The organism is Erysipelothrix aquatica, from assembly GCF_009828775.2.
Taxonomy (GTDB): domain Bacteria; phylum Bacillota_I; class Bacilli_A; order Erysipelotrichales; family Erysipelotrichaceae; genus Erysipelothrix; species Erysipelothrix aquatica.
Window position 1 is genome coordinate 1 of the sequence record NZ_WTSY02000007.1, and the last position, 23,227, is coordinate 23,227.

At 38.5% G+C, this 23,227-nt stretch carries 22 protein-coding genes; 4 read left to right on the plus strand and 18 right to left on the minus strand.

The features are described from left to right. Positions 1–132: 132 nt before the first annotated feature. Together GVV20_RS03135 and GVV20_RS03140 are read right to left on the minus strand one after the other, a co-directional pair. Entirely contained in the window at positions 133–876 is a 744-nt protein-coding gene (locus tag GVV20_RS03135; RefSeq protein WP_159741499.1) for an endonuclease/exonuclease/phosphatase family protein, read from the minus strand. A 9-nt stretch (positions 877–885) separates the two neighbouring features. Continuing rightward, positions 886–1,521, minus strand: coding sequence for a M48 family metallopeptidase (locus tag GVV20_RS03140; protein WP_159741498.1), 636 nt, complete (start codon positions 1,519–1,521; stop codon positions 886–888). A 97-nt stretch (positions 1,522–1,618) separates the two neighbouring features. On the opposite strand from GVV20_RS03140, the gene GVV20_RS03145 reads away from it, so the two are divergent. Both GVV20_RS03145 and GVV20_RS03150 read left to right on the plus strand, forming a co-directional pair. Further along, complete coding sequence (locus GVV20_RS03145) at positions 1,619–2,389, plus strand: HAD family hydrolase (protein WP_159741497.1); 771 nt, start codon at positions 1,619–1,621, stop codon at positions 2,387–2,389. 8 nt (positions 2,390–2,397) lie between these two features. After that, positions 2,398–2,964, plus strand: coding sequence for a hypothetical protein (locus tag GVV20_RS03150; protein WP_159741496.1), 567 nt, complete (start codon positions 2,398–2,400; stop codon positions 2,962–2,964). A 106-nt stretch (positions 2,965–3,070) separates the two neighbouring features. Here the strand turns inward: GVV20_RS03150 and glmS are convergent, their stop codons facing one another. The 6 genes from glmS to hrcA form a co-directional block, all read right to left on the minus strand. Next, a complete protein-coding gene (gene glmS / locus GVV20_RS03155; RefSeq protein WP_159741495.1) occupies positions 3,071–4,873 on the minus strand; it encodes a glutamine--fructose-6-phosphate transaminase (isomerizing) in 1,803 nt (600 codons plus the stop codon). Between the two features lie 413 nt (positions 4,874–5,286). Continuing rightward, positions 5,287–7,842, minus strand: a complete 2,556-nt coding sequence (locus GVV20_RS03160; protein WP_159812786.1) for an ATP-dependent Clp protease ATP-binding subunit — start codon at positions 7,840–7,842, stop codon at positions 5,287–5,289. A 75-nt stretch (positions 7,843–7,917) separates the two neighbouring features. After that, a complete protein-coding gene (gene dnaJ / locus GVV20_RS03165) occupies positions 7,918–9,027 on the minus strand; it encodes a molecular chaperone DnaJ (RefSeq protein ID WP_159812784.1) in 1,110 nt (369 codons plus the stop codon). 24 nt (positions 9,028–9,051) lie between these two features. Further along, positions 9,052–10,854, minus strand: a complete 1,803-nt coding sequence (gene dnaK, locus GVV20_RS03170) for a molecular chaperone DnaK (RefSeq protein WP_159812782.1) — start codon at positions 10,852–10,854, stop codon at positions 9,052–9,054. A 15-nt stretch (positions 10,855–10,869) separates the two neighbouring features. Beyond that, a complete protein-coding gene (grpE, locus tag GVV20_RS03175; RefSeq protein WP_201287528.1) occupies positions 10,870–11,409 on the minus strand; it encodes a nucleotide exchange factor GrpE in 540 nt (179 codons plus the stop codon). Continuing rightward, entirely contained in the window at positions 11,390–12,424 is a 1,035-nt protein-coding gene (gene hrcA / locus GVV20_RS03180; protein WP_159638764.1) for a heat-inducible transcriptional repressor HrcA, read from the minus strand. The genes grpE and hrcA overlap by 20 nt, the downstream gene beginning before the upstream one ends. Before the next feature lie 215 nt (positions 12,425–12,639). Here hrcA and GVV20_RS03185 point away from each other — a divergent pair, with 215 nt between their 5' ends. Both GVV20_RS03185 and GVV20_RS03190 read left to right on the plus strand, forming a co-directional pair. Then, entirely contained in the window at positions 12,640–13,185 is a 546-nt protein-coding gene (locus GVV20_RS03185; RefSeq protein WP_159741356.1) for an NADPH-dependent FMN reductase, read from the plus strand. Positions 13,186–13,206: 21 nt separating this feature from the next. After that, positions 13,207–13,641, plus strand: coding sequence for a MarR family winged helix-turn-helix transcriptional regulator (locus GVV20_RS03190; RefSeq protein ID WP_159741357.1), 435 nt, complete (start codon positions 13,207–13,209; stop codon positions 13,639–13,641). A gap of 207 nt (positions 13,642–13,848) precedes the next feature. Here the strand turns inward: GVV20_RS03190 and xerA are convergent, their stop codons facing one another. From xerA to ffh, 10 genes are all read right to left on the minus strand, one after another. Then, positions 13,849–14,709 carry a site-specific tyrosine recombinase/integron integrase gene (gene xerA, locus GVV20_RS03195; protein ID WP_236261791.1) on the minus strand — a complete coding sequence of 287 codons (861 nt, stop codon included), beginning with the start codon at positions 14,707–14,709 and terminating at the stop codon, positions 13,849–13,851. A 7-nt stretch (positions 14,710–14,716) separates the two neighbouring features. Further along, positions 14,717–16,006, minus strand: a complete 1,290-nt coding sequence (gene trmFO, locus GVV20_RS03200) for a methylenetetrahydrofolate--tRNA-(uracil(54)-C(5))-methyltransferase (FADH(2)-oxidizing) TrmFO (RefSeq protein ID WP_159741358.1) — start codon at positions 16,004–16,006, stop codon at positions 14,717–14,719. Continuing rightward, complete coding sequence (gene topA / locus GVV20_RS03205; protein ID WP_159741359.1) at positions 15,987–18,017, minus strand: type I DNA topoisomerase; 2,031 nt, start codon at positions 18,015–18,017, stop codon at positions 15,987–15,989. Before topA ends, trmFO begins: the two co-directional genes overlap by 20 nt. A gap of 16 nt (positions 18,018–18,033) precedes the next feature. Beyond that, positions 18,034–18,762, minus strand: a complete 729-nt coding sequence (gene dprA / locus GVV20_RS03210; RefSeq protein ID WP_159741360.1) for a DNA-processing protein DprA — start codon at positions 18,760–18,762, stop codon at positions 18,034–18,036. A gap of 41 nt (positions 18,763–18,803) precedes the next feature. Continuing rightward, positions 18,804–19,418 (minus strand): ribonuclease HII, encoded by a 615-nt coding sequence (rnhB, locus tag GVV20_RS03215; RefSeq protein WP_159741361.1) that lies wholly within the window; start codon positions 19,416–19,418, stop codon positions 18,804–18,806. After that, positions 19,403–20,242 carry a ribosome biogenesis GTPase YlqF gene (ylqF, locus tag GVV20_RS03220; RefSeq protein WP_159741362.1) on the minus strand — a complete coding sequence of 280 codons (840 nt, stop codon included), beginning with the start codon at positions 20,240–20,242 and terminating at the stop codon, positions 19,403–19,405. Before ylqF ends, rnhB begins: the two co-directional genes overlap by 16 nt. A 5-nt stretch (positions 20,243–20,247) precedes the next feature. Beyond that, positions 20,248–20,814, minus strand: a complete 567-nt coding sequence (lepB, locus tag GVV20_RS03225; RefSeq protein WP_159640187.1) for a signal peptidase I — start codon at positions 20,812–20,814, stop codon at positions 20,248–20,250. Between the two features lie 63 nt (positions 20,815–20,877). After that, the gene (gene rplS / locus GVV20_RS03230) at positions 20,878–21,225 is read right to left on the minus strand and encodes a 50S ribosomal protein L19 (RefSeq protein WP_159638782.1); all 348 of its coding nucleotides are present in this window, start codon (positions 21,223–21,225) and stop codon (positions 20,878–20,880) included. Positions 21,226–21,369: 144 nt separating this feature from the next. Continuing rightward, positions 21,370–21,777: a pyridoxamine 5'-phosphate oxidase family protein gene (locus GVV20_RS03235; protein WP_159741632.1), complete on the minus strand. Its 408-nt coding sequence runs from the start codon at positions 21,775–21,777 to the stop codon at positions 21,370–21,372. A 133-nt stretch (positions 21,778–21,910) separates the two neighbouring features. After that, the gene (gene ffh / locus GVV20_RS03240; protein WP_159741633.1) at positions 21,911–23,209 is read right to left on the minus strand and encodes a signal recognition particle protein; all 1,299 of its coding nucleotides are present in this window, start codon (positions 23,207–23,209) and stop codon (positions 21,911–21,913) included. Positions 23,210–23,227: the final 18 nt, after the last annotated feature.

The window sequence follows — 23,227 nt, forward strand, 5'->3', positions numbered from 1 at the left end:
AGAATTTTACTAATATCAAACACAATGATACACTTAGAAATAAAAAAACCATCATCATATTTCTATGACGATGGTACTGACTCTAAATATGTCGGACTATCTCACCAACACTAGATTATAAAGAGCCTTTTTTTATGTTTGAGAAATTAAGCCTACAACTGGGAAATGATCCGAATTATAACGTCCTTGTTCATTCACTGCGACAACAATATCACTGGCATGAATTGTCCACGAATCGTCCAAGAAAATGTAATCAATTCGTTCCATATCCATGACATCCTTTTGAGTATCAAAATCATTAAACGTTCCAAACTTCGAATCTTTCGCAACACTCTGGTACTTTGCTTCTAAAAGTTGAATCGGGGCTGCATCAGGCGTCAAGTTAAAATCACCAGTGATAATTACAGGTAAATTTTTGTCCATCAATGTCATTAAAACATATATTTGTTTTGCTTGTGCATCCGTTACAATATGGTCAATGTGACATGACGCAAATTGAAATACAATATCTGAATTCTTAATTCGAAATGTCCCAATAGTCGCGACACGATTACAAGCTGAATTCTCAAATTTACTTGGCACATCTGGTGTATCAGACAACCAATACGTTTTGTCCTCAAGGCATTCCAATGTCTGTTCATGAAAAAGAATGGGAGATGCTTCACCTAAACCATCAACCTCACGGGCCTGTCCAACAAGCCGATATCCTGGAATCTGCGCTAAATCATGGTATTGCTTTGGGGTTACTTCTTGTAAACCAATGACATCATAAGCATCATTTTGCAAGGTTTCCATCAAGTACTGTGATCGATATTTCCAAGAATCAACACCATCATCGGCTAATAAACGAATATTATATGTTCCAACTTTCAACATTATAGTCTCCTAACGCCCCTTGCGTTCTTTAATTACATATTTATAGTCTGGCATTTGTTTTTCAATTATCGCATAGAAAGCTGCACTATGATTAAACTCTAAAATATGTGCACATTCATGCAACACGACATACTCAATGAAACGGTGATTTTCATGAAATAGGTACGTGTTAAAGGCTAACTCGCCACCACGGTTGCAGCGACCATGGATTCGCTTGTATTTTCTGATTTTATACTGTGGTACTTGGATTCCCAGCGCCAAAGCATAGTGGGTCACCAAAGCGTCAAGCTGCTTCTCCAACAAATCTTTAAAGTGAAGAATCACCATACGTTCTAACCGATCCACACTCCATGATGTCGGATACCTTAATATTAACGTATCTTCCTCCAGTTGAATTTCAAATTTAGCACTGGCATGATACGTGATTGGGTATGTCATACCAAATACCTTTAATGACGGTTGTTCCCACGTGAATCCTGCAGGTTCATATGCATCTAGATGTTTCATAATCCATTGTTCTTTTTCTTTCACGAATGATTCAATCAATGGTTTTGGAGTTTGATGTGGTGCCCGTACAAATACTGCCCCATCTCTAACATGTAACGCGAGTGTTTTCCTATTTGAGTATACAATTTCTATTTTCATAGACTTATCATATCATGTTCATTATGAATTATTAACGAAATTAATAAGTCCAACTTTTTCATTGCATAAACGTGGTATAATACGTTAGGTGATAAAAATGAAAAATTCAGAGATATTTTACTTTGACGTAGATGGGACGCTCTTAGACAACAAGAGTCATACAATTCCCGAATCTACAATTGAAGCTTTAAAGCAATTAAAAGCCGCTGGTTACAAAATAGCTTTATGTACAGGACGTAGCCTTTCTGGCGCATATGAGGTTGGTGTCGTTGATATGATGCATTGGGATGGATTTGTTCTCGCAAATGGTTCACAAATCTTAGATGCTTCTTTAAATACCATTAAAGAAACACCGCTTCCTGTAGCATGGCTTCATGACTTACTTAAAGTCCATGATGGTCCATTTTTAATGGAAGGTGATTCCCTCTTTTTAAGTAGTGAACCCAATCAACGTCTTGTTGATTCATTTGCACATTTTCACATTGATACTTACTACCCTGTACAAGCGTACAATGATGAAAAAATCTTCAATTTAATGTCGTATGCTTTTGATACAATTCCTGAAGCAATGCGCGAGGAATTGTTCAAAGATACAATAACCGTTCTTGATCAACTTGGAAATACAGAAATTATGAGCATTGAATCCGGAAAACATAATGGAATTCAATATCTAAATAAACATTTAAAGACTACACGTTATACAATGTTTGGTGATGGCGAAAATGATATGGATGCGCTCGCAGGTGCAACCTATTCTGTTGCTATGGGAAACGCAGTTGCTCACGTCCAAGAAAAAGCAAAATATGTGACCAAACCGGTAAATGAAGATGGAATCTACCATGCACTTAAAGCGCATGATGTCATTTAGGAGATACTATGAGTAAGAAAAAAAATGGATTAAGTGAACTAGAAGAATTATACCAATTTGGTATTATCAAAGATAAGAGACGCCGATTGATTTTAGTGATTCCCAACAAACAAGAAGGCTATCACCTTCAAGCGGGAGATATGACTAAAGTCCGTTTGCTTGATGGACAATATATTTGGGCGGCTTTACTCTTTGTTTTAGGGATTGGACTTTTAAAACTTCCGTTAATTGCCGTGACTGTATTTGCGGTTGCCGTAATTGTTGGATTTGAAGTGTTCAAACGTTTTGTCTTCCTTAAAGATAAGCAAATCATCAAAATTTCAGATACTGATTATGCTAAACTTGAATCTGAAGAAGCACTCCGTGCACTCAAGTCAGATCGCTTTATGGATTTCATCTTACCTATTTTCGTTGCTCTTGTCCTAATATCAAGACAATTCGAAATCGGGGGCTACCAAGGTATTGAAGCTACTGTCTTTAGTTTCCTCATCGCATTATCAGCAGGATTCTTTGCTTACAACTTCTTTAACTGGTTGAAGATTCTCAAAAAACTTAAAGCATTCAAAAAGAAATAAGCATAAAGCACATCGAGAGATGTGCTTTTTTAATAAAAAGCGATATCGAGCAGGATATCGCTTTTCGTCGTTCAGCGCAATCAGAAAGTGAGGACTGATTACTGGTTTATTCTACAGTTACTGATTTTGCAAGATTTCGAGGTTTATCGACATCAAGACCTTTCAGGTCACTGATCATATAAGCAATGACTTGCAATGGGATAATTGCCACAAATGGTGCGACCATCGCCGGAACATTCGGAATGATAACAATTGAGTCCTCCGGATCCAAGCGATACGCCTCCTTTTCTGTAATAACACAGAGAATTTGACCATCGCGCGCCTTTATCTCTTGAATGTTACTGATTGTTTTTTCGATTAAATGCGATTGCGTTGCAACTGCAACCGTTAATATTTGGTCATCTATAAGAGCAAGGCTGCCGTGTTTGAGTTCACCCGCTGCATAAGCCTCACTATGAATATATGTAATCTCTTTAAGTTTCAAAGACCCTTCGACGGCTAAGGCACTATCCAAACCTCTCCCCACATAAAAGGCACTATTTAGGTTAATATACGGTTGGACGATTACCTCAATATCGTTTCTATGTTGAATCATTGTGTTCATCGCATCTAACATTGTATTCACATCTGTCATGTTGATTGATGTTTGGGATAACTTGTGTGCGAGTAAATAGAAACATGTTATCTGACTCATATATGCTTTGGTACTCGCGACTGAACGTTCAATGCCAGCCTTTGTGAGTATCAATGCATCGACATCACGCGCAATTGATGAACCATCTACATTAACGATTCCCAGTGTTCTAATATTTTTAGATTTAGCCAAAGCTAAACATGCTAGTGTATCTGCAGTTTCTCCAGATTGACTTACAACGATTACTAAGTCTTGGGGATTTAGAATTGGATTGCGATAACGAAATTCACTTGCAACGTCAACATTTACTGATTTGCGCGCAAGCGTCTCAATCCAGTGCTTACCAACTAACCCTGCATGCATTGCAGTACCACAAGCAACAATATGAATCGTTTCAATGTTATCAAAAAATAGGTCATCAATTCCATCTGCTTCAAACGTTACAAATCCATCTTGAATACGATTTTGTAGGGACCGCCTTACAACCCTTGGCTGTTCAATAATTTCTTTCATCATAAAGAATTTCTCGCCTTGCAGGCCGACTTCATCAATATTCCATGATGCATGTTGTACATCAAATTGCTTCTCTTCACCACTGTCAACATCAAAAATTTCGAGCTTATTTGATGATACCATCGCAATGCTCGATTCATCCAATAAAACAAAATCTCGAGTATAGTCCAAAATTGGTGTCATATCAGATGCAATGAAATGCTCTTGATTGCCAATCCCAATAAGGAGTGGACTCCCCTTTCGAATTGCATAGATTGTGTTCGGTACATCTTTAAACATCACTGCAATTGCATATGAACCCTCGATACGTTTAAGAAACGCTTGAATCGTCTGTAATGGATGTTTGATCGTCGCATACATACTATCTAAAAGTTTAGCTGCCACTTCGGTATCTGTTTCAGATTCAAAATGGTACCCTTCGTTTACTAATTCTTGCTTTAATGATTGGTAGTTTTCAATTATTCCGTTATGAACCAATGTCACCAATTTACCACGGTGGGGATGCGCATTGTGCTGCGTTGGTTTTCCATGAGTTGCCCATCGCGTATGTGCAATTCCTACGCAAGGTTGAAGCAATTGAACCGATCGACTGGGTTCAACAATGTTTGCTACACGTCCCAGTACTTTGACCGTGCTAAAATCTGTATCCGTTGCAACAGCAAGTCCTACAGAATCGTAACCACGATACTCCAAATGAGACAAGCCCGCAATTAAAACATCGACTGCATTTCGTGCGCCGACATATCCTACAATTCCACACATAAAAAAATCTCCTTCGATTATGATTATATTTAAGTTTTAATATCGTTGATCGTATTATTATGATTGAATCAACATTGTAATGGTTAATAAGGGTTTTGTGTCTTTGTCCTTATCTAACGGTCCATTAACCGAAGAGGCATCCGCCGATATTCGATACTCCTCTTTCCTCGTCACTCTACTTTGAGCCGGGCGCTATAATTATCGTCTTTTTTATCTCCTTTCATTAGGGTAAAAGAATATCACATGCACTATCAAAGCACAATAAATTGGTATAAGTTTTCAATATTTTTCAAAATTATGTCCCTATTTAGTGGCGCATCGCTACGGCATTTTTATTTTTCATTGACTGAATGTATCGTTTTAAATATTTTTTTCAAAAAAAAAGACCGACTTGTGTCGGTCTTTCGATGTTCTTAATTTAGTAATTCAGCTGCATTGACTATGGATAAAACAAACGCACCATCTTCAACATCAACGACTATGGTTGCGTGTGGCGCAACATCTTGTTCAATTAGCAAATACGCGATACGTGTTTCGATTTCACGTTGAATAAAACGTTTCATTGGTCGCGCACCGTAAGTTACATCACTTCCCTGCTCAACGATTGCATTGATAGCTTCCGAAGTTACATCTAAGTTAATATCACGACGTTGAATTCGAAGTGCTAACTCGTGAACAAACTTAATTGCAATGTCACGTAAGACCACGTCATTTAATGCATTAAAGACAATAATCTCATCAATACGGTTGATGAACTCTGGTTTGAAGTGACTTTGAACTGCTTGCATATAATTGTTGTTGCGGATTGATGTATCCTTTTCAAATGCAAACTGACTTCCTAAGTTTGAGGTCATAATAATAATTGTGTTTTTAAAATCCACTGTAACACCTTTACTATCTGTGATTCGACCATCATCAAGAATCTGTAATAAGACATTAAATACGTCTGGATGAGCCTTTTCAATTTCATCCAATAGCACGATTGAGTAAGGATGACGACGGACTTGTTCCGTTAATTGTCCCCCTTGCTCATAGCCAACATATCCTGGAGGCGCACCAATTAAACGTGCCACACTGTGTTTTTCCATGTACTCACTCATGTCAATCCGTATGATTTGGTTTCGATCATCAAACAACTGTTCAGCAAGGACACGGGCAACTTCAGTTTTACCAACACCTGTTGGTCCCAAGAACATAAAGGATCCTAACGGACGGTTCTCATCTTGTATTTGTGCTTTCGATCGTAGTATCGCATCCGTTACGATTTGTAATGCATCATCTTGACCCTTAACAGATTTTTGAAGCTCAGCTTTGAGATTCAAGAGTTTTTCTCGTTCTGATGCTACAAGTTTGGTAATGTTGATACCTGTCCATTTCGAAATAATTTCAGCAATTAATTCCTCAGTAACGACCTCTTGGATCATACCACCTTCTTTTTCAAGCTCACTGTCCGTTTGGATTTGTTTCTCCAATGCAGGAATCGTTTCATATTGAAGGCGCGCAGCATCTTCATACCGTGCTTCATTTTGAGCACGCTCGTAATCTAATTTTGCTTTCTCGAGTTCTTCTTTAGCATCTTTTATACCATCGACAGCTTGCTTTTCTTTTTCCCATTGTGCAAATAAAATATCATGTTCTTCTTTTAGATTACTGAGCTCTTCCACTATTTCATCTAAGCGATCAAGTGCCCGATCATCCGTTTCATCTTTCAATGAAATCTCTTCAATTTCAAGTTGACGGATACGGCGTGTTAACTCATCCAACGCTTCAGGCATTGATTCCATCTCAACTCGAATCGAAGCACTCGCTTCATCAATCAAGTCAATCGCTTTGTCTGGCAAGAATCTGTCAGTAATGTATCGATCTGATAATTTCGCTGCGGCAACGATCGCTTCGTCCAATATGGTAACACCATGGTGAGATTCAAAACGATCTTTAAGTCCACGTAGGATGGAAATGGTGTCGTCTACAGTTGGCTCTAAAACTGTAACACGTTGGAAACGACGCTCTAATGCTGCATCTTTTTCAATGTTTTGACGGTATTCATTAAAGGTGGTTGCTCCAATCAAATGAAGTTCACCACGTGCAAGCATTGGTTTTAGTAAGTTTGCCGCATCCATGGATCCTTCTGTCTTACCTGCACCAACAAGATTATGTATCTCATCAATAAAGAGGATGATATTTCCATCTGCTTTTTCAACTTCTTCAAGTACCGCTTTGAGTCGCTCTTCAAACTCACCACGATATTTAGCACCAGCAATTAGAGATCCCATATCCAGTTCGATAAGCTGTTTGTTTTTCAAACTGTACGGAACATCACCACGCATAATACGCCATGCTAAACCCTCCGCAATCGCTGTTTTACCAACCCCAGGTTCACCGATTAAAATTGGATTATTCTTTGTTTTTCGACTCAAAATTTGGATGACGCGACGAATTTCATCATCGCGACCAATGATTGGATCGACTTTACCGTCACGAACATCTTTAACGAGATCGCGACCATATTTTAATAGTGCATCGATGTTATTTTCTGCTTGCGGTGAATCAATAGTTCGTCCACCACGATGCTCAAGCATCACTTTCTCAACTTCATTGTAAGGCAGTAAGTTTTTATAGACTGATTCTAACTCGACAATGGCTAAGAAAATTGCATACAAGGATACATAAACATCGCCTTGTTTCTTTGACCATTCCGTAGCTTTCATCATCATCTGTCCAAATTCATTACTTGCACCAAGCTGAGCTCCTTGAACCTTTGGCAAACGCGATAATGCCTCTTCAGTTATATTTGATAACGCAGCTTTCTCGACATTGCTTTCCATAAGAATAATGTCGAGGTCATTGGTGTTTAAGATTGCTTTCATCACATGAAGTGGTGTCAGCGAACTATGACCCATTGCGGTTGCGTAGTTTACAGCCTCCATAATGGCTTGTTGAGATTTTTCAGTTAAGTTATCGTTGTTCATTGCTTTACCTCCTTTGTGTTTTAGCAATTAAACTCTATGAGTGCTAATTGATAGTTTAAAGAAAAGTGATTTGCATCACTTGAACGCGTTTTTAAAACGGTCAAAGACGCTCTCACCTTTTTCTTCTCTTAGTGTTTCATAAGTTTCACGTTCTTGACGTGAAAGTTTTGTTGGGACTTCCAATTTAACTTCTACGAATTGGTCTCCCATACGTGAGGAACGTAAATCTTTAATTCCCTTATCACGCATTCTAAATTTCGTATTTGGTTGGGTACCAGCAGGAATTGTAAGCGTCACATCCCCATGAACTGTTGGAACATCAATTTCAGTTCCCAAGGCAGCATCAACTACTGAAAGTGGGATTTGAATGTGGATGTTGTTTCCATCACGTTTGAAGTGTTTATGCGGTTTTACACCAATCTCTACGAAGAGATCACCATTCGGACCACCATTTAAACCACGTTCTCCTTTACCAGAGACGCGAAGTTGTTGGCCTGATGCAATACCCGCAGGAATTTTAATATCAACGTTTACACGTTTGCTATTGAATCCTTTACCACCACATTCTTTACAGAATTTCGTGATTGTTTTACCCGTTCCACCACAATCTGGACATGTTGTCGCAGTTTGGAATGTACCAAACGGTGTTCGTTGTTGTGTTACAGTTTGACCAGTTCCACTACAACGGGAACATGTTTTAATATCTTCTTTTGAATGGGCGCCTGTTCCGTGACATACATGACATTGTTCATCAACATTTAAAGTAACTGTTTTCTCTACTCCAAAAACAGATTCCATAAAGTCAATGTTCATACTCATGAAGCGATCTTGACCTTTTTGTGGTGCATTTGGATCGGCACGGCGTGTACCGCCGCCACCGAATCCGCCACCAAAGAAGGAACTAAAGATATCGCCAAAGTCATCGAAGCCTGCAGCACCACCGCCACCATATCCAGCGTTTTGATCAAATGCAGCATGACCGAATTGGTCATAATTTGCACGTTTAGAACTATCCGAAAGAATATCATATGCTTCCTGAACTTCTTTAAATTGTGCTTCTGCTCCATCTTCTTTATTGACATCTGGATGATACTTTTTCGCAAGCTGACGATAGGCCTTTTTAATTTCTTGATCAGATGCACCTTTCGATACACCCAAGACTTCATAATAATCGCGTTTAGCCATATCTAACCTCCGTATTCAAATTCATTAATTTTTTTCTTCAAATTCAGCATCAACGACTGTTTCATCAGTTTCAGGTTGTGCTTCACCTGCTTGTTGTGCTTGTTGCTCATACATTGCTTGTGACATTGCTTGAGCAGCTTGTTCGAGCGCATCAAGTTTTTCACGTAATGTATCCATATCATTTTCGTCTAATGCTGATTGTAATTCATCACGTAGTTTCTTAACTTCTTCTTTTTGTGCCTCATCAACGTTTGCATCTTCATTTTCTAATGTTTGATCAATTTGGTTGATAAATTGTTCTGCACGGTTTTTGAGCTCTGCTTCTTCACGAAGTTTAGCATCTGCTTCAGCATTTTCTTCAGCTTCACGAACCATACGATCGATTTCTTCATCGCTTAATCCTGAACTGTTTGAAATTGTGATTGATTGTTTTTGGTTAGTACCTTTATCAAGTGCTGACACGTTAACAATACCGTTAACGTCAATATCAAATGTAACTTCGATTTGAGGAACACCACGACGTGCTGGTGCAATACCATCAAGTTTAAACAAACCAAGTGATTTATTATCTTTCGCCATTGGACGCTCACCTTGTAAGACATTAATATCTACCGCTGGTTGATTATCCGCATAGGTTGAGAAGACTTGTGATTTCGATGTTGGAATCGTTGTGTTACGTTCGATCATTGCAGTCATAACACCACCTGCAGTTTCGATACCTAAAGATAATGGCGTTACGTCTAATAGTAAGACGTCTTTAACATCACCTGAGATAACACCACCTTGAATAGCTGCTCCCATAGCAACAACTTCATCAGGGTTTACTGATTTGTTTGGTTCTTTACCAAGTTCTGATTTAACAGCTTCAACGACAGCAGGAATACGTGTTGATCCCCCTACCAAGAGAACTTGATGAATGTCATTGCGTGTTAATCCTGCATCTTTCAATGCTTGGCGTACAGGAATCATTGTGCGTTCCACTAAGTGTTTTGTCATTTCTTCAAATTTAGCACGTGATAATGTTGTTTCTAAATGGAGTGGTCCTGCTTCACCAGCTGAGATAAATGGTAATGAAATTTGTGCATTTACAGTTGATGATAAGTCTTTTTTCGCTTTTTCAGCTGCTTCTTTGAGACGTTGCATTGCCATTTTATCATTTGTTAGATCAATGCCATTTTCTTTTTTGAAAAGTGCTACTAAATGATCCACGATAATGTGGTCAAAATCATCTCCACCAAGTTTGTTATCACCTGCAGTTGATAATACTTCGAAAGTTCCATCTGCTAATTCTAAGATTGAAACGTCAAATGTACCACCACCTAAGTCAAAGACTAATACTTTTTGTTCGATATCTGTTTTATCGATACCAAATGCTAATGCTGCTGCTGTTGGTTCGTTAATAATACGTTCTACTTCTAATCCAGCAATACGTCCCGCATCTTTTGTTGCTTGACGTTGAGCATCGTTGAAGTATGCTGGTACTGTAATAACAGCTTTTGTTACTTTTTCTCCAAGATAATCTTCTGCATATGATTTAATGTATGACAAGATCATTGCTGAGATTTCTTCAGGTGTATAGTCTTTACCTTCAAGATGTACTTTTTCACCTGTACCGATTAAACGTTTAACGGATACTGCTGAGTTTGGGTTCGTTACAACTTGACGCTTTGCAGCATCCCCAACGATACGCTCTCCGTTTTTAAAACTTACGACTGAAGGCGTTGTACGATTTCCTTCAGGGTTTGTAATAACTTTAGCTTCGCCGCCTTCCATGACAGCTACAGCTGAGTTTGTTGTTCCTAAGTCAATTCCAATTACTTTACTCATAATTTATATTCTCCTTTACTGACTCACTTTTACAAGACTCGCACGTAAAATGCGATCTTTTAACATATAACCTTTTTGTAATTCCATAACGACGGTGTTCGGTTCAACACCTTCGACTTCTTCCATCATCATCGCTTGATGAATATTTGGATCAAAGGGTTGGTTCAATGCTTCGATTGGCTCAACACCCTCTGCCAGCAATGAAGCCATGAGCTGATCATAAATCATTTTCACACCTTCACGGAAGGCTTCATCACTTGTATCTTGACTCAAAGCGCGCTCCAAGTTATCAATCACTGGGAGGACACTCAACGCAAAGCTTTGGATACGATACTTGCGTGTTTGTTCATGTTCGCGTTGTAATCGTTTCTTCAAGTTTTCTGTGTCTGCAAACGTTTTAAGATAATCATTTTTTAATGTTTCAATTTCAAGCAACAATGCTTCATTGATTTCTTCCAGCGTCGGCTCTTCTGTTGCCTCTTCTACTTTTTCAGCAACTATAGCTTCTGTTTCTAAATTTTCTTCATTTGTTGTTTCATTCTTCGTTTCGTTCATTTGGACCACCTTTCCCATACACTTCATTTACCAATTCTGAGACGTAATCAATGAGCGACACGACTCTGCCGTATTCCATACGGTTTGGACCAACTACCATCAACTGGTGTTCAGAATCATCACCAAGTTTTAAGGTGCTTGATACAACCGCCATATCATCGACCCACATTAATTCACTATGCGTTCCTTTTTGGAGTCGAATATTCTCATGATTAATTGAGAGTTCTTGCCACATTTGACTGTTTTCCAACATGGCCATGAGCTGTCTCAATTTCTCAATATTTGAGAACTCTGGTTGATAGAGCATATTATGTTCACCACTTAAGTAAACTTCACTTTGGGCAAACTTCACAAACGCACCGACAAAGGCCTCAAACAGCACCTCATATTGGTGTAACTTCGCAGCTAGCAAAGGACGAATGCTTTCCATTTTTTCAACGACATCACCCAAACGTGAACCTTTTAAGCGCTCATTAAGGATAATTGTGCATTGTTCGATATCTTCAATACTAACTTGTTGTTCAAAATTAAAGATTCGATTCTCTGCATGGCCAGTCTCTGTAACAAAGACTGCCATCGCTGACAATTCATTCAACGGAATCAGCTGAACACTTTTTAGAATTTCAGCTTCTGCACTAGGACCTAACACAACAGCTGTTAAGTTGGTCATATGTGAGATAATATCACTACTTTGACGAATGGCTTCATCGATATCTAAACGACGGTCAGAAAAGACTTGGGCAATCGCATGTTCAACGCTGGCATTCTCTTGGTCTTCCATGAGATGTTCAACGTAGAAACGATAACCTTTTGTCGAAGGAACCCTTCCAGACGATGTATGTGTCTTTTCAATAAGTCCCATTTTTTCTAGATCTGACATTTCATTGCGTATCGTCGCAGACGAGTACGGTAAGTTAAATTTATCAATCAGTGTATTTGAACCAATTGGTTCTGCTGAGTTAATAAATTCCGTAACAATCGCTTTAAATATTTCTACTTTACGCGGTGTTAGCATATTTTTTCTCGCCTCCTAAACACACATTTCTGTGCCTGTTATTATTATAGTACACGAGTTTAGCAGTGTCAACGCCAAAGTGCTAAAAGTTCCTTTTTTTATCTAAAATCATCATGATAAAAATTATTGTGAGCAAGTTAGTTGAAAAGTGGACTATTTTTGATTTACACTACTTACATAGTTCGTGATACAAAAACTAACAGGAGGTACACACTATGAATATCGGAGTTATTTTAGGAAGCGTTCGCGAAGGACGCAATGGCGAAGCCGTAGGAAAATGGGTAATGGATTATGCAGCAACTCGTTCTGACGAAAATGTTACATATGAACTCGTTGACCTTAAAGATTATGACCTGCCACTTTTAGGAACACAACCCACAGAAGCTCAGGGACAAGCAATCCAAAATTGGTCATCAAAGATCGCTTCATTCGACGGATATGTTATTATTACTGCAGAATACAATCGTGCAGTTCCTGGAGCATTAAAAAATGCACTTGACTATTTACATCCAGAAGTACACAATAAACCAGTCGGATATGTTGCTTATGGCGGACTCGGCGGTTTATCTGCAATTCAGACACTTCGCTTAGTCGCAGCTGAACAAGAAATGGCTTCAGTACGAACAATGGTAACATTCTCATTAATGGCAGACTTTGAAAACATGTCAGTATTTAAACCACATGACTACCATGCCGTTAATGCTGAGAAAATGTTCGATCAAGTCCTTCTTTGGGCTAAAGCATTTAAAACCATTCGTTAATTTTAAAATAAGGGGGTAATTATGGACACCAACGATCTTTCTATTATTTATGATAAATTACTTGTCATTCACCAAATGATGAATAATAACTTAAACGAGCAAGCAAGATTATTGGGCTACAATACCTCAGAGTACCTTGTGCTGATGGATCTTGCAGTTCACCCTGATACAGATTTAACCAGTCTCTACAGTCGCTTAGGCATGAAGAAAAGTGCTGTTTCCAAAATTGTACAAAATCTTGTAGAGCGGGATATAATCACACGTCAGGAAGATCGTGACGATAAACGTAAAGTTCATCTCGCGTTATCTGAGAGTATCGCAAATACAATTTGCAAACACAGTGCGGTCAAACAAGCTTTTGCAGGCATTGAACAAAAACCATGTGACCTTGCAAATATTCAAAATGCACTGGATGACGTCATTGCGATGCTAGACTCGAAAAATCAAACACTTTAAACCTCTTCTTACCAAGAGGTTTTTTTATTACAAAAAAGCACTATGTTGGGGACATAGTGCTTTTTTCATATTTTTGGGGAAAGAATATGTGTATGCGTGTTATTTCTGATAGGAGAAGAAATATTCATACTTAGTAAGATGTATTATCTCTTACACCTACGAGTATACACATGCAATGTGTTAGTAAAACGATAGCACAATGTTAGATTATGTGAGTGGCAATTGTTTCATTGCCGCATCATACGCTTCACGAATTTTTTGAATCGATACATGAGTATATATTTGAGTTGTACTCAATGATTCATGACCGAGTAGTTCTTGTACAACGCGAAGGCTTGCACCATTATCCAACAAATGGGTCGCAAAACTATGTCTTAGCATATGGGGGTGAACTTTTTTCCGTAGACCTGCTTTCTCCCCTTGTTTTTCGAGAATGTACTGGATACCCCGAGGTGTTAAAGGTTTCCCCGAATTATTTACAAAGAGTTGTTCAACATTGTCATGAACAAAAGACGATCTATAAAAGTCTATGTATCGACTTAGCTTTGGCACAAGCTCTGGATAGATAAACAAGATACGCTCTTTGTTACCTTTACCAATAACACGAATTGTTCGTGCCCCTAAATCAAGATCTGATATACGAAGATCAACCGCTTCACTGACACGTAACCCAGCTGCATACATAACTTCAATAATCATTTGATTTCGGACACCTAAACCATCATTCTCACAACTCAAAAGTAATTTCTCAATTTCATCATACATCAGAAAATCTGGCAACTTTCGACTTCTTGATTTAACTTTAATTAGTGTAAACGGATTGTTTAAAGCACCATAGTTAAGTTGTAGGAATTTTAAAAATGAACGCAAGCTCGAAACCTTTCGCGCAACACTTGCTGATGAAAGACCGCTTTCGTATAGTTCACTCAGAAATCCATACGCAACTTCTTGGGGTAAATTTAGTACATCGTAATCTGAACCGATAAATTCTAAAAATTGAGACACATCACGGTGATAAGCATCCGTCGTATGATCCGAAGATGTGTTTGTCAGCGCAATGTGTCTCAAAAATTCATCAAGATAATTGTTCAAGTAGATGATTAATATGTTCCAGACTACGAACTGCCATCGCTTCACGATCTTTAAGTCGGTTCCCTAAAAGACCAAAGTTAGCATTCATAGGTTGGAAATGATTCGGATTCGCATTCGCAATATACTGTGCCATCGAACCCATAACAGTTTCAGCGGATAAATTAATTAGTTCTTTACCTTCAAGGTAATGCATCATATTCAAGGCAGCATATAACCCACTTGCCGCCGATTCCACATACCCTTCAACACCACTTATTTGTCCTGCGAAGAACAAGGAGTCACGTTTCAGCGTTTGAAAGTGTTTATTAAGAATTAGTGGTGATTTAATAAATGTATTTCGATGCATTACACCATAACGTACAATCTCAGCATTTTCGAGGCCAGGAATCATTTGGATGATTCGTTTCTGATCACTCCACTTGAGGCGTGTTTGGAATCCTACTAAGTTATAGAGAGAACCCGCAGCATTATCCTGGCGCAATTGAACTACGGCATAAGGTCGTGTCCCATCAGGTTTCTCAAGACCAACTGGTTTAAGTGGACCAAATAGCATCGTTTTAATGCCACGACGGGCCATAACTTCAACTGGCATACACCCTTCAAATACTTTAATGTCTTCGAAATCACGGGCCGCTCCTTCTTCCGACTCAAGAATTGCACGATAAAATGCATCAAACTCATCACGCGTCATTGGACAGTTAATATAATCTTGCCCATCCCCTTTGTCATATCGTGATTTACGATATGCAATATCAAAGTTAATACCTTCTACCGATACAATAGGCGCTATTGCATCATAAAAATGTAATTCACTTTGTCCCAAATAGTTCATTAAGTATTCCGAAAATGCATCCGAGGTTAAAGGACCAGTAGCTACAATTGTTGGAACATCATCGAGTTCTACAACTTCTTGATTTATTATTTGGATATTATCCATTGTTCGAATTGCCTCAGATACTGCTTCACTGAATCCAACACGGTCAACGGCGAGGGCACTTCCCGCAGGAAGCTTATGCTGTTCACTCATACACATAATTAGACTATCAAGCATTCTCATTTCCTGTTTCAATAATCCTACAGCATTCGTGATGTCGTCGGAGCGAAATGAGTTTGAGCATACAAGCTCCGCAAAGTTTTGAGTAACGTGCGCAGGTGTCATTTTAACAGGTCGCATTTCAACGAGTTCAACATGATATCCGCGTTTCGCTAATTGATATGCTGCTTCACTACCTGCTAATCCTGCTCCAATAACTCTAACTTGCGCTTGTTTCATCTTCTGCCTCTTTTTTCTTTGCTTTTTTCTTACTATTTTCATTTGGTTGAATGTAACGACATTTAGGGAATGATGAACATCCTACAAACCAAGTTCCATAACGACTCTTGCGCTTAACTAAATCACTTCCACATTCTGGACATAGTTCACCCGTTTTTTCTGGTTCCGGACGACTTTCTTGCTCCAATGCACGGTTATAGCGACATTCTGGGAAATTCGCGCAAGCAATAAACTTACCATAACGTCCGAAACGGTAGACAAGCTCTCCACCATCTAGAGGACATACTTCACCAACTTTTTCGACTTCAACTTTTTCCATTTTTTCATCAGCTTCAGCAAGCAATGGATAGAATTTATCAACAAATCGTTGAAGTGCTTCGATATTATTCATATCTCCCTCTGCGATTTGATCCAATTCACTTTCCATTTCCGCTGTATAGTGAACATTAATCACTTCAGAGAAATGCGACTGAAGGCTATCGTTGGTTAAAACACCTTGTTCTGTAGGTTTGAATACTTTCGTACGCGATGTCTCAGAAACCGCACCAAATGTCGCATAAGCGCGATAAACTATAGTATCAAGAATCATTGAATAAGTACTTGGACGACCAATGCCTAGTTCCTCAAGTTCTTTAATGAGACGGGCTTCAGTATAACGAGATGGTGGTTGAGTAAAGTGTTGGTTTTGTTCGATTTTGCGAGCTTTATAGGCTTTCGCTTCATCAAGTTCACCAAGCATTTTATCGGTACTCTTCTCATAATCATAAACTTTGAGGTAACCGTCAAATTTCAACGTGGATCCACTACCATTAAAGTCGTAGTCATTTTGACTGAAAACAACACTTACCGCATCATATTTCGCGGCCGACATGAGTGATGCAACAGCACGATAATAGATAAAGCGATATAATTTATACTCGTCAGGTGTTAGATATTGTTTAACGGATTCTGGTGTACGATCAATGCTTGTTGGACGGATTGCCTCATGGGCATCTTGTGCATTATCATTTTTTTTACCTTCACGGTATTTACCGACATATTCTTTGCCATGTGTTTTTAAGATATATGCTTTGGCATCAGAAACAAATGAGTCACTTAGTCGAGTTGAGTCGGTACGCATATAAGTAATCAAACCTTCTGCTTCTGAGCCCATTTGAATTCCCTCATAGAGTTTTTGTGCAACACGCATCGTTTTCTTTGCTGCAAAACCAAGTCGCGTTGAAGCCTCTTGTTGCAGCGTTGATGTAATGAATGGTAATTTCGAATCTTTCTTACGTTCTTTTTTCTCAAGTTTTGTAATCGTAAATTCGCCTTGAACCGCATCATACACGACTTGAGCCGCTTCAGCATTTTTTATTTCGAGTTTTTTTCCTTTATATCGTTCCGCACTGGTTTCAATTAGGTATTCTTGATTCTCAAAGAACGCCAAGACTGACCAATACTCTTCAGGAATAAATGCATCAATTTCTTTTTCACGATCGACAATCAGTTTTAAAGCAACCGATTGGACACGACCAGCACTTTTACTTTTAATTTTTGATTGAAGTAATTTCGAAAGTTTAAAACCGATAATTCGATCAAGGATACGACGCGTTTCCTGTGATTTGACTAAGTCCATATCGATTTTACGTGGCTTTTCAAAAGCACTAAGAACTGCATCTTTTGTGATTTCATTAAAAACAACACGATTGGTTAAATCCGTGTCAATTCCCAATTCATCTGCCAAATGCCATGAAATAGCTTCCCCTTCACGATCGGGGTCAGTTGCGAGATAAACATTATCTACTTTTTTTACTTTCGCTTTTAATTCTTTAACGACATCTTTTTTGTCTTTACTAATTTTGTATGTTGGTTCAAACTCATTTTCAAAATCGACACCTAAACCATCTTTACCACGTGTGGCAAGATCACGAATATGTCCTTTTGATGAAACGACTTCAAAGTCACTTCCCAAATATTTTTCTATCGTTTTTGATTTTGATGGTGACTCAACAATTACCAGATTTTTCATAGTTGTCACTCCTTATTTATATATTGGATAATTCTTTAATATTTGTCAATACCGTCGCACCTTCTTGTATGAGTTGGTTACAACCGCTCCCAGATTCATCATGAATTGGATGTGGAAGGACGACAATCTCGCGATTTAATGATAACGCAATGTCAACAGTACCCATTGTACCACTTTTTTGACGCGCACTCATAATGTATATACATTTACTTAAACTTGCGATTATACGATTCCGAAACGGAAAATGATACCGCTCAGGATTCACACCTCTAGGATATTCCGAAATAATGAGATGATGCTTTCCTATTTGATTGAAGATATCACGGTGAGCCATGGGATAACAAATATCCAAACCACATGCTACTACCGCAATAGTATGATGATGTATCGCACAAAGATGGGCACATACATCAATGCCATACGCTAAACCCGAAACAATCGTGTAGCGTTCTCGAAGTACCGCAACCGCTTCATACGTTGCTTTAACGGCATATAAAGAGGGTTTGCGACTACCAACCACACCAACACACGAACTGTTCAATAAACTCAAATCACCTTGATAAAACAATATGAATGGCGGTTGGTCTAACTCCAACAGACGTTTCGGATAGGCTGCATCTACAATCGTCAAATACGTATCTACACACGGATAATTGGCTACTGGCTTCTTTTCAAGGAGATGCCGGTGCATTTTAGCATAATCACCTTTGCACAAAATTGCAACATTTTTTATATAATTTCTCATAACTATCACCCATAACAAATAGTTATAAAAAAAGATAAGTCCTAAATATCCAGTGATATTTGATCCTCATCTTTAAACTTGAATGTTTTACGATGGTGTTTCGTGCGTCCATACTTTAAGATGGCTTCACGATGTGCTTTCGTACCATATCCCTTGTGTTTAGCAAAGCCATATTCTGGATACATTCGGTCAAGTTCAACCATTAATGCATCCCGATACGTTTTAGCGAGGACACTAGCGGCAGCAATTGACATGGAACGTGCGTCTCCTTTTACGATAGACTCGAATGGCTGGCGAGAATTCAAAAGGGGCATTGCATCGGTCAAGACATAGCTTTCCGGTGCAGAGTTCGCAATTTCTTCCATTGCCATTTGTGTTGCTCGATGAATATTGTGCAAATCAATCTGATCAACATCAACCACTACAACTTTGTACCACAAAGCATGTTCTTTAATTAATGAGACAAGTTCATCACGTTTCTTAGGTGATAATTTTTTTGAATCATTAATATCTGCATGGTAATAGCCTTTGGGAAATACGACTCCAGCAACTACACAAGGACCCGCCATCGGACCACGTCCAGCTTCATCGATTCCACACACACTATGATTTTCTTGCCACAGTATGTTTTCAAACTCGTCTATAAGCGATCCCATGTTATCCGTCCCAGTTTTCCATTTTGAATATCACTCAAGAACGTGCTACGAGTTCGATCTAACTCTACCTCGCCGCCTTCTTTGATATATCCACGATGAATTCCAATTTGAGGATAGAATGTCATAATATCAAAATCTTTCATATTGTATCGCTCAACCAATACCTCACGATTTTCTTGCAAGAAGTAATCGCGTGCATAATTTGTAACGAGTTCAATTGGATATCCTGTTTCTTTAATTGATCCAATGAGTGCACAATGAATACCCATGGTCTCAGACTCAAATTTCGGCCATAAAACTCCCGGAGTATCGACCAACTCAAGTTGTTCGGTTACTTTAATGAGTTTTAGTGCTTGAGTCACACCCGGACGATTTTCAACACCCGCGGCTTTTCTTGACGCTATTTTATTAATGATACTGGATTTTCCAACATTCGGAACACCTACGATCAATGCTCGTGCTGGGCGAGGACGAATGCCACGACGCTCATCCCGTTGACGCTTTTCTGCCATCACGATATCTGTTTTTTCAACCATGAGTTTTTTTACATCATCTTGTAGTACATTGACCACCAATACCTCATGACCTTCATCTTCAAGATGCTTTACCCATTTTTCAGTTTCTCGGGGCTCAGCTAAATCTTTCTTAGTTAAAACAATAAGACGTTTCTTTTGTCCAATTGAATATGATAAAGCTGGATTTCGGGTTGACATTGGTGCTCGTGCATCACGACACTCAATGACAAAATCAACCACTTTTAATTGTTCTTCGATAAGACGCATGGCTTTTGCCATATGTCCTGGATACCAATGAACTTGTGACATATTATCTACCTTCCTACTGGGCGTAGTTTATTTAAGGGCAAGAATACAAAAACACCCTTACTTATGATTTCTTCATACGCAAACGCACCATACTGACGTGAATCAGACGAGTTACGGCGGTTATCTCCGAGTACAAAGTAATGTCCTTCTGGAACAATAAATTCCGGTTCGTCTGCAGTAAATACAAGATCGTTATCTTCAACCCATTTTTGTTTAAACGGGTTATCTAAAAACGGTTCTTCAACTGCAACGTCATTGACATACAATACATCTTTTTCATAACGAATTTTCTCGCCTGGAAGTCCGATAACGCGCTTTACGATGTTTCTATTTTTTTCTTCCATGTGAACGACAACTACATCAAATCGTTCAATATCCGAAACTTTCAATCCAATCACATTAGAAAATCCAAATTCGTTATCGTTAAGGGTTGGATACATAGATAATCCCTCAACACGAACTGGTCTCGCAATAAACTGTGTAATGATAAAGACAGCAATTAAACTTATTATTAAACTCTTAATAAAATCTTTGATTAAGAGTAAAAATTTATCATCTTGTTTTTCTCGCATAGTTGTGACTCCTTTGGAAACAATAAAGAAAAAGCCGTATAAATACGGCTATTAGCGAACTTCTTAACGAATTTCTTTAAGACGTGCTGATTTACCTGAACGCTCACGTAGGTAGTATAGTTTACTACGACGAACTTTACCACGACGTAATACTGTTACGCTGTCGATAATTGGTGAGTGTACTGGGAATGTACGTTCAACTCCAACACCTGAAGACATTTTACGAACTGTGAACATTTCAGCGATTCCGCTTCCTGTACGTTTGATAACAACCCCTTCAAAAGCTTGGATACGTGTTTTTCCACCTTCTTGGATACGCACGTCAACGCGAACTGTTACACCTGAACGGAATTCAGGGATATCTGTACGCATTTGAGATTTTGTAATTTCATTTACTAAATTTAATCCCATTTCGATTCTCCTTTTTCTATATCTTAAACTGGCTCATAAATCCGAGATCAGCGGAACCAGAGTGCATGAATGCTTTAATAATTTAACACATCTACTGTAATAATGCAAGATAATCCGCATTTTTATTACATTATCCGTAGTATATTATAAATCAATAACTTCTGTCGTCATATTACTGAAAAATTTGACTTTATCAGCAGTAAAATGAAGCACACAGTACGTTTTGGGATCAACACCTTTCGCAAACACAGGAGCATTCTCTGTCTCCATAAGTTCTTGAATAATTGTTGGATCTGTTTCGACAGTCATTGTCCCATAGAATGAAGCCGTTTGAAAACGTGCCTCATCCATAAAATAGACCATTGCCTGTTGATTCGCTTCGTATGATTTCACCATCTGTGTATTATTGTGTGTTGTAAAATACATCGTCTTTAGTCCATCACGTTTACGAGGAGATCTCACAACTTTTACAGTTGGATAACCAGCGTCATCGATTGATGTTAAGAATGCATTTTCTTGTCTTGTAATAAGTGCGTCAATATGTTTATTCATAGTCCCTCCAAAATGATTACTAGTTAAATGATATAGCAATTAGACTTACTTTGCAATTTAAGATTTCATTGCCGTATGAGTCTCATTCTTTAATAGAAAAGTATCCTTCGGGATACTCTTTTATTATGTATTATTATTTTCCCATCATGCGGGAGAACATACGCATTTGTTTTTTCATCTTATCGTATTGACTTAGTAATCGGTTAACATCAGTTGTCGTTACCCCAGATCCTTTGGCAATACGGTGTTTACGACCGGAACGAATAATCGTTGGATCATTTCGCTCTTCTTTCGTCATACTTTGAATCATAGCCTCAGTTTTTTTCATACCTTTTGACGCATCGTCATCATCGATTTGATTTGCCATTTGGTTTGCCCCTGGAAGCATTTTTAATAATCCTGAAATTGGACCCATTTTTGAAACTTGTTGTAACTGAATCAACATGTCATCAAGCGTGAACTGACCGTTCATCATACGTTCGGCTGATTTCTCACTTGCTTCAATGTCCATTTTCTCTTGAGCTTTTTCAACGAGTGAAACAATATCACCCATTCCCAAGATACGGGATGCAGTTCGATCTGGATGGAATGCTTCTAGTTCTTCGATGCCTTCACCAACCCCAACATATTTTACAGGAACTTTGGTCATATATCGAACAGAAAGGATTGATCCACCACGCGAGTCACCATCAAATTTTGTCGCAACTAATCCCGTTAGATTTAGTTTTGACTTAAAGCCGTTCGCAACATGAATAACATCTTGTCCTGACATCGCATCAACACTTAAAAGGATTTCTTCAGGTTTCGCGAGTGCTTGGATATCAACCAATTGTTGCATCAGCGCTTCATCAATTTGGAGTCGACCTGCGGTATCAATAAGGATAACATCGAAATCTTTTCCATAACTTATTGCATCCGTAACCACTTCAACTGGTGTGCTGTTTTCTTTAGCAAAAACCTCTACGCCGATACGTTCACCAAGAATCTTCAATTGTTCAATAGCTGCTGGACGTGCAAGGTCTGCTGCAACCAATAACACTTTTTTGTCTTCTTTGACTTTGAGTTCACGCGCTATCTTGGCAATACTTGTTGTCTTACCAGAACCTTGAAGACCAACCATCATCATGACGCCAGGTTTACGCGTAAATGCTAACCCTTGGTGTTCTTCACCTAAAATTTCAACTAATTTATCATTAACAATTTTGATGAACATTTGTGATGGATCAACATCACGAACAACTTTCATCCCCATTGCTTCTTTACGTGTATAGTCTAATAGTTCATTAATAACTTCCAAACTAACATCAGCTTCAAGTAGTGAAATACGAATTTCACTTAATGCATCCGCGATGTTTTTTTCTGTAAGTTTTCCCTTACCCGTTAAGTTTTTAAATGTATCTTGTAGACGATTTGTCAGATTATCAAATGCCATAATTGCCTCCTATTAATA

Bases quoted from the DNA above. Each gene is read 5' to 3' on its own strand.
- GVV20_RS03135 (WP_159741499.1), bottom strand. From the start codon at position 876: ATGTTGAAAGTTGGAACATATAATATTCGTTTATTAGCCGATGATGGT.
- GVV20_RS03140 (WP_159741498.1), bottom strand. From the start codon at position 1,521: ATGAAAATAGAAATTGTATACTCAAATAGGAAAACACTCGCGTTACAT.
- GVV20_RS03145 (WP_159741497.1), top strand. From the start codon at position 1,619: ATGAAAAATTCAGAGATATTTTACTTTGACGTAGATGGGACGCTCTTA.
- GVV20_RS03150 (WP_159741496.1), top strand. From the start codon at position 2,398: ATGAGTAAGAAAAAAAATGGATTAAGTGAACTAGAAGAATTATACCAA.
- glmS (WP_159741495.1), bottom strand. From the start codon at position 4,873: ATGTGTGGAATTGTAGGATATGTCGGCGCACGAAATGCAGTCGATGTT.
- GVV20_RS03160 (WP_159812786.1), bottom strand. From the start codon at position 7,842: ATGAACAACGATAACTTAACTGAAAAATCTCAACAAGCCATTATGGAG.
- dnaJ (WP_159812784.1), bottom strand. From the start codon at position 9,027: ATGGCTAAACGCGATTATTATGAAGTCTTGGGTGTATCGAAAGGTGCA.
- dnaK (WP_159812782.1), bottom strand. From the start codon at position 10,854: ATGAGTAAAGTAATTGGAATTGACTTAGGAACAACAAACTCAGCTGTA.
- grpE (WP_201287528.1), bottom strand. From the start codon at position 11,409: ATGAACGAAACGAAGAATGAAACAACAAATGAAGAAAATTTAGAAACA.
- hrcA (WP_159638764.1), bottom strand. From the start codon at position 12,424: ATGCTAACACCGCGTAAAGTAGAAATATTTAAAGCGATTGTTACGGAA.
- GVV20_RS03185 (WP_159741356.1), top strand. From the start codon at position 12,640: ATGAATATCGGAGTTATTTTAGGAAGCGTTCGCGAAGGACGCAATGGC.
- GVV20_RS03190 (WP_159741357.1), top strand. From the start codon at position 13,207: ATGGACACCAACGATCTTTCTATTATTTATGATAAATTACTTGTCATT.
- trmFO (WP_159741358.1), bottom strand. From the start codon at position 16,006: ATGAAACAAGCGCAAGTTAGAGTTATTGGAGCAGGATTAGCAGGTAGT.
- topA (WP_159741359.1), bottom strand. From the start codon at position 18,017: ATGAAAAATCTGGTAATTGTTGAGTCACCATCAAAATCAAAAACGATA.
- dprA (WP_159741360.1), bottom strand. From the start codon at position 18,762: ATGAGAAATTATATAAAAAATGTTGCAATTTTGTGCAAAGGTGATTAT.
- rnhB (WP_159741361.1), bottom strand. From the start codon at position 19,418: ATGGGATCGCTTATAGACGAGTTTGAAAACATACTGTGGCAAGAAAAT.
- ylqF (WP_159741362.1), bottom strand. From the start codon at position 20,242: ATGTCACAAGTTCATTGGTATCCAGGACATATGGCAAAAGCCATGCGT.
- lepB (WP_159640187.1), bottom strand. From the start codon at position 20,814: ATGCGAGAAAAACAAGATGATAAATTTTTACTCTTAATCAAAGATTTT.
- rplS (WP_159638782.1), bottom strand. From the start codon at position 21,225: ATGGGATTAAATTTAGTAAATGAAATTACAAAATCTCAAATGCGTACA.
- GVV20_RS03235 (WP_159741632.1), bottom strand. From the start codon at position 21,777: ATGAATAAACATATTGACGCACTTATTACAAGACAAGAAAATGCATTC.
- ffh (WP_159741633.1), bottom strand. From the start codon at position 23,209: ATGGCATTTGATAATCTGACAAATCGTCTACAAGATACATTTAAAAAC.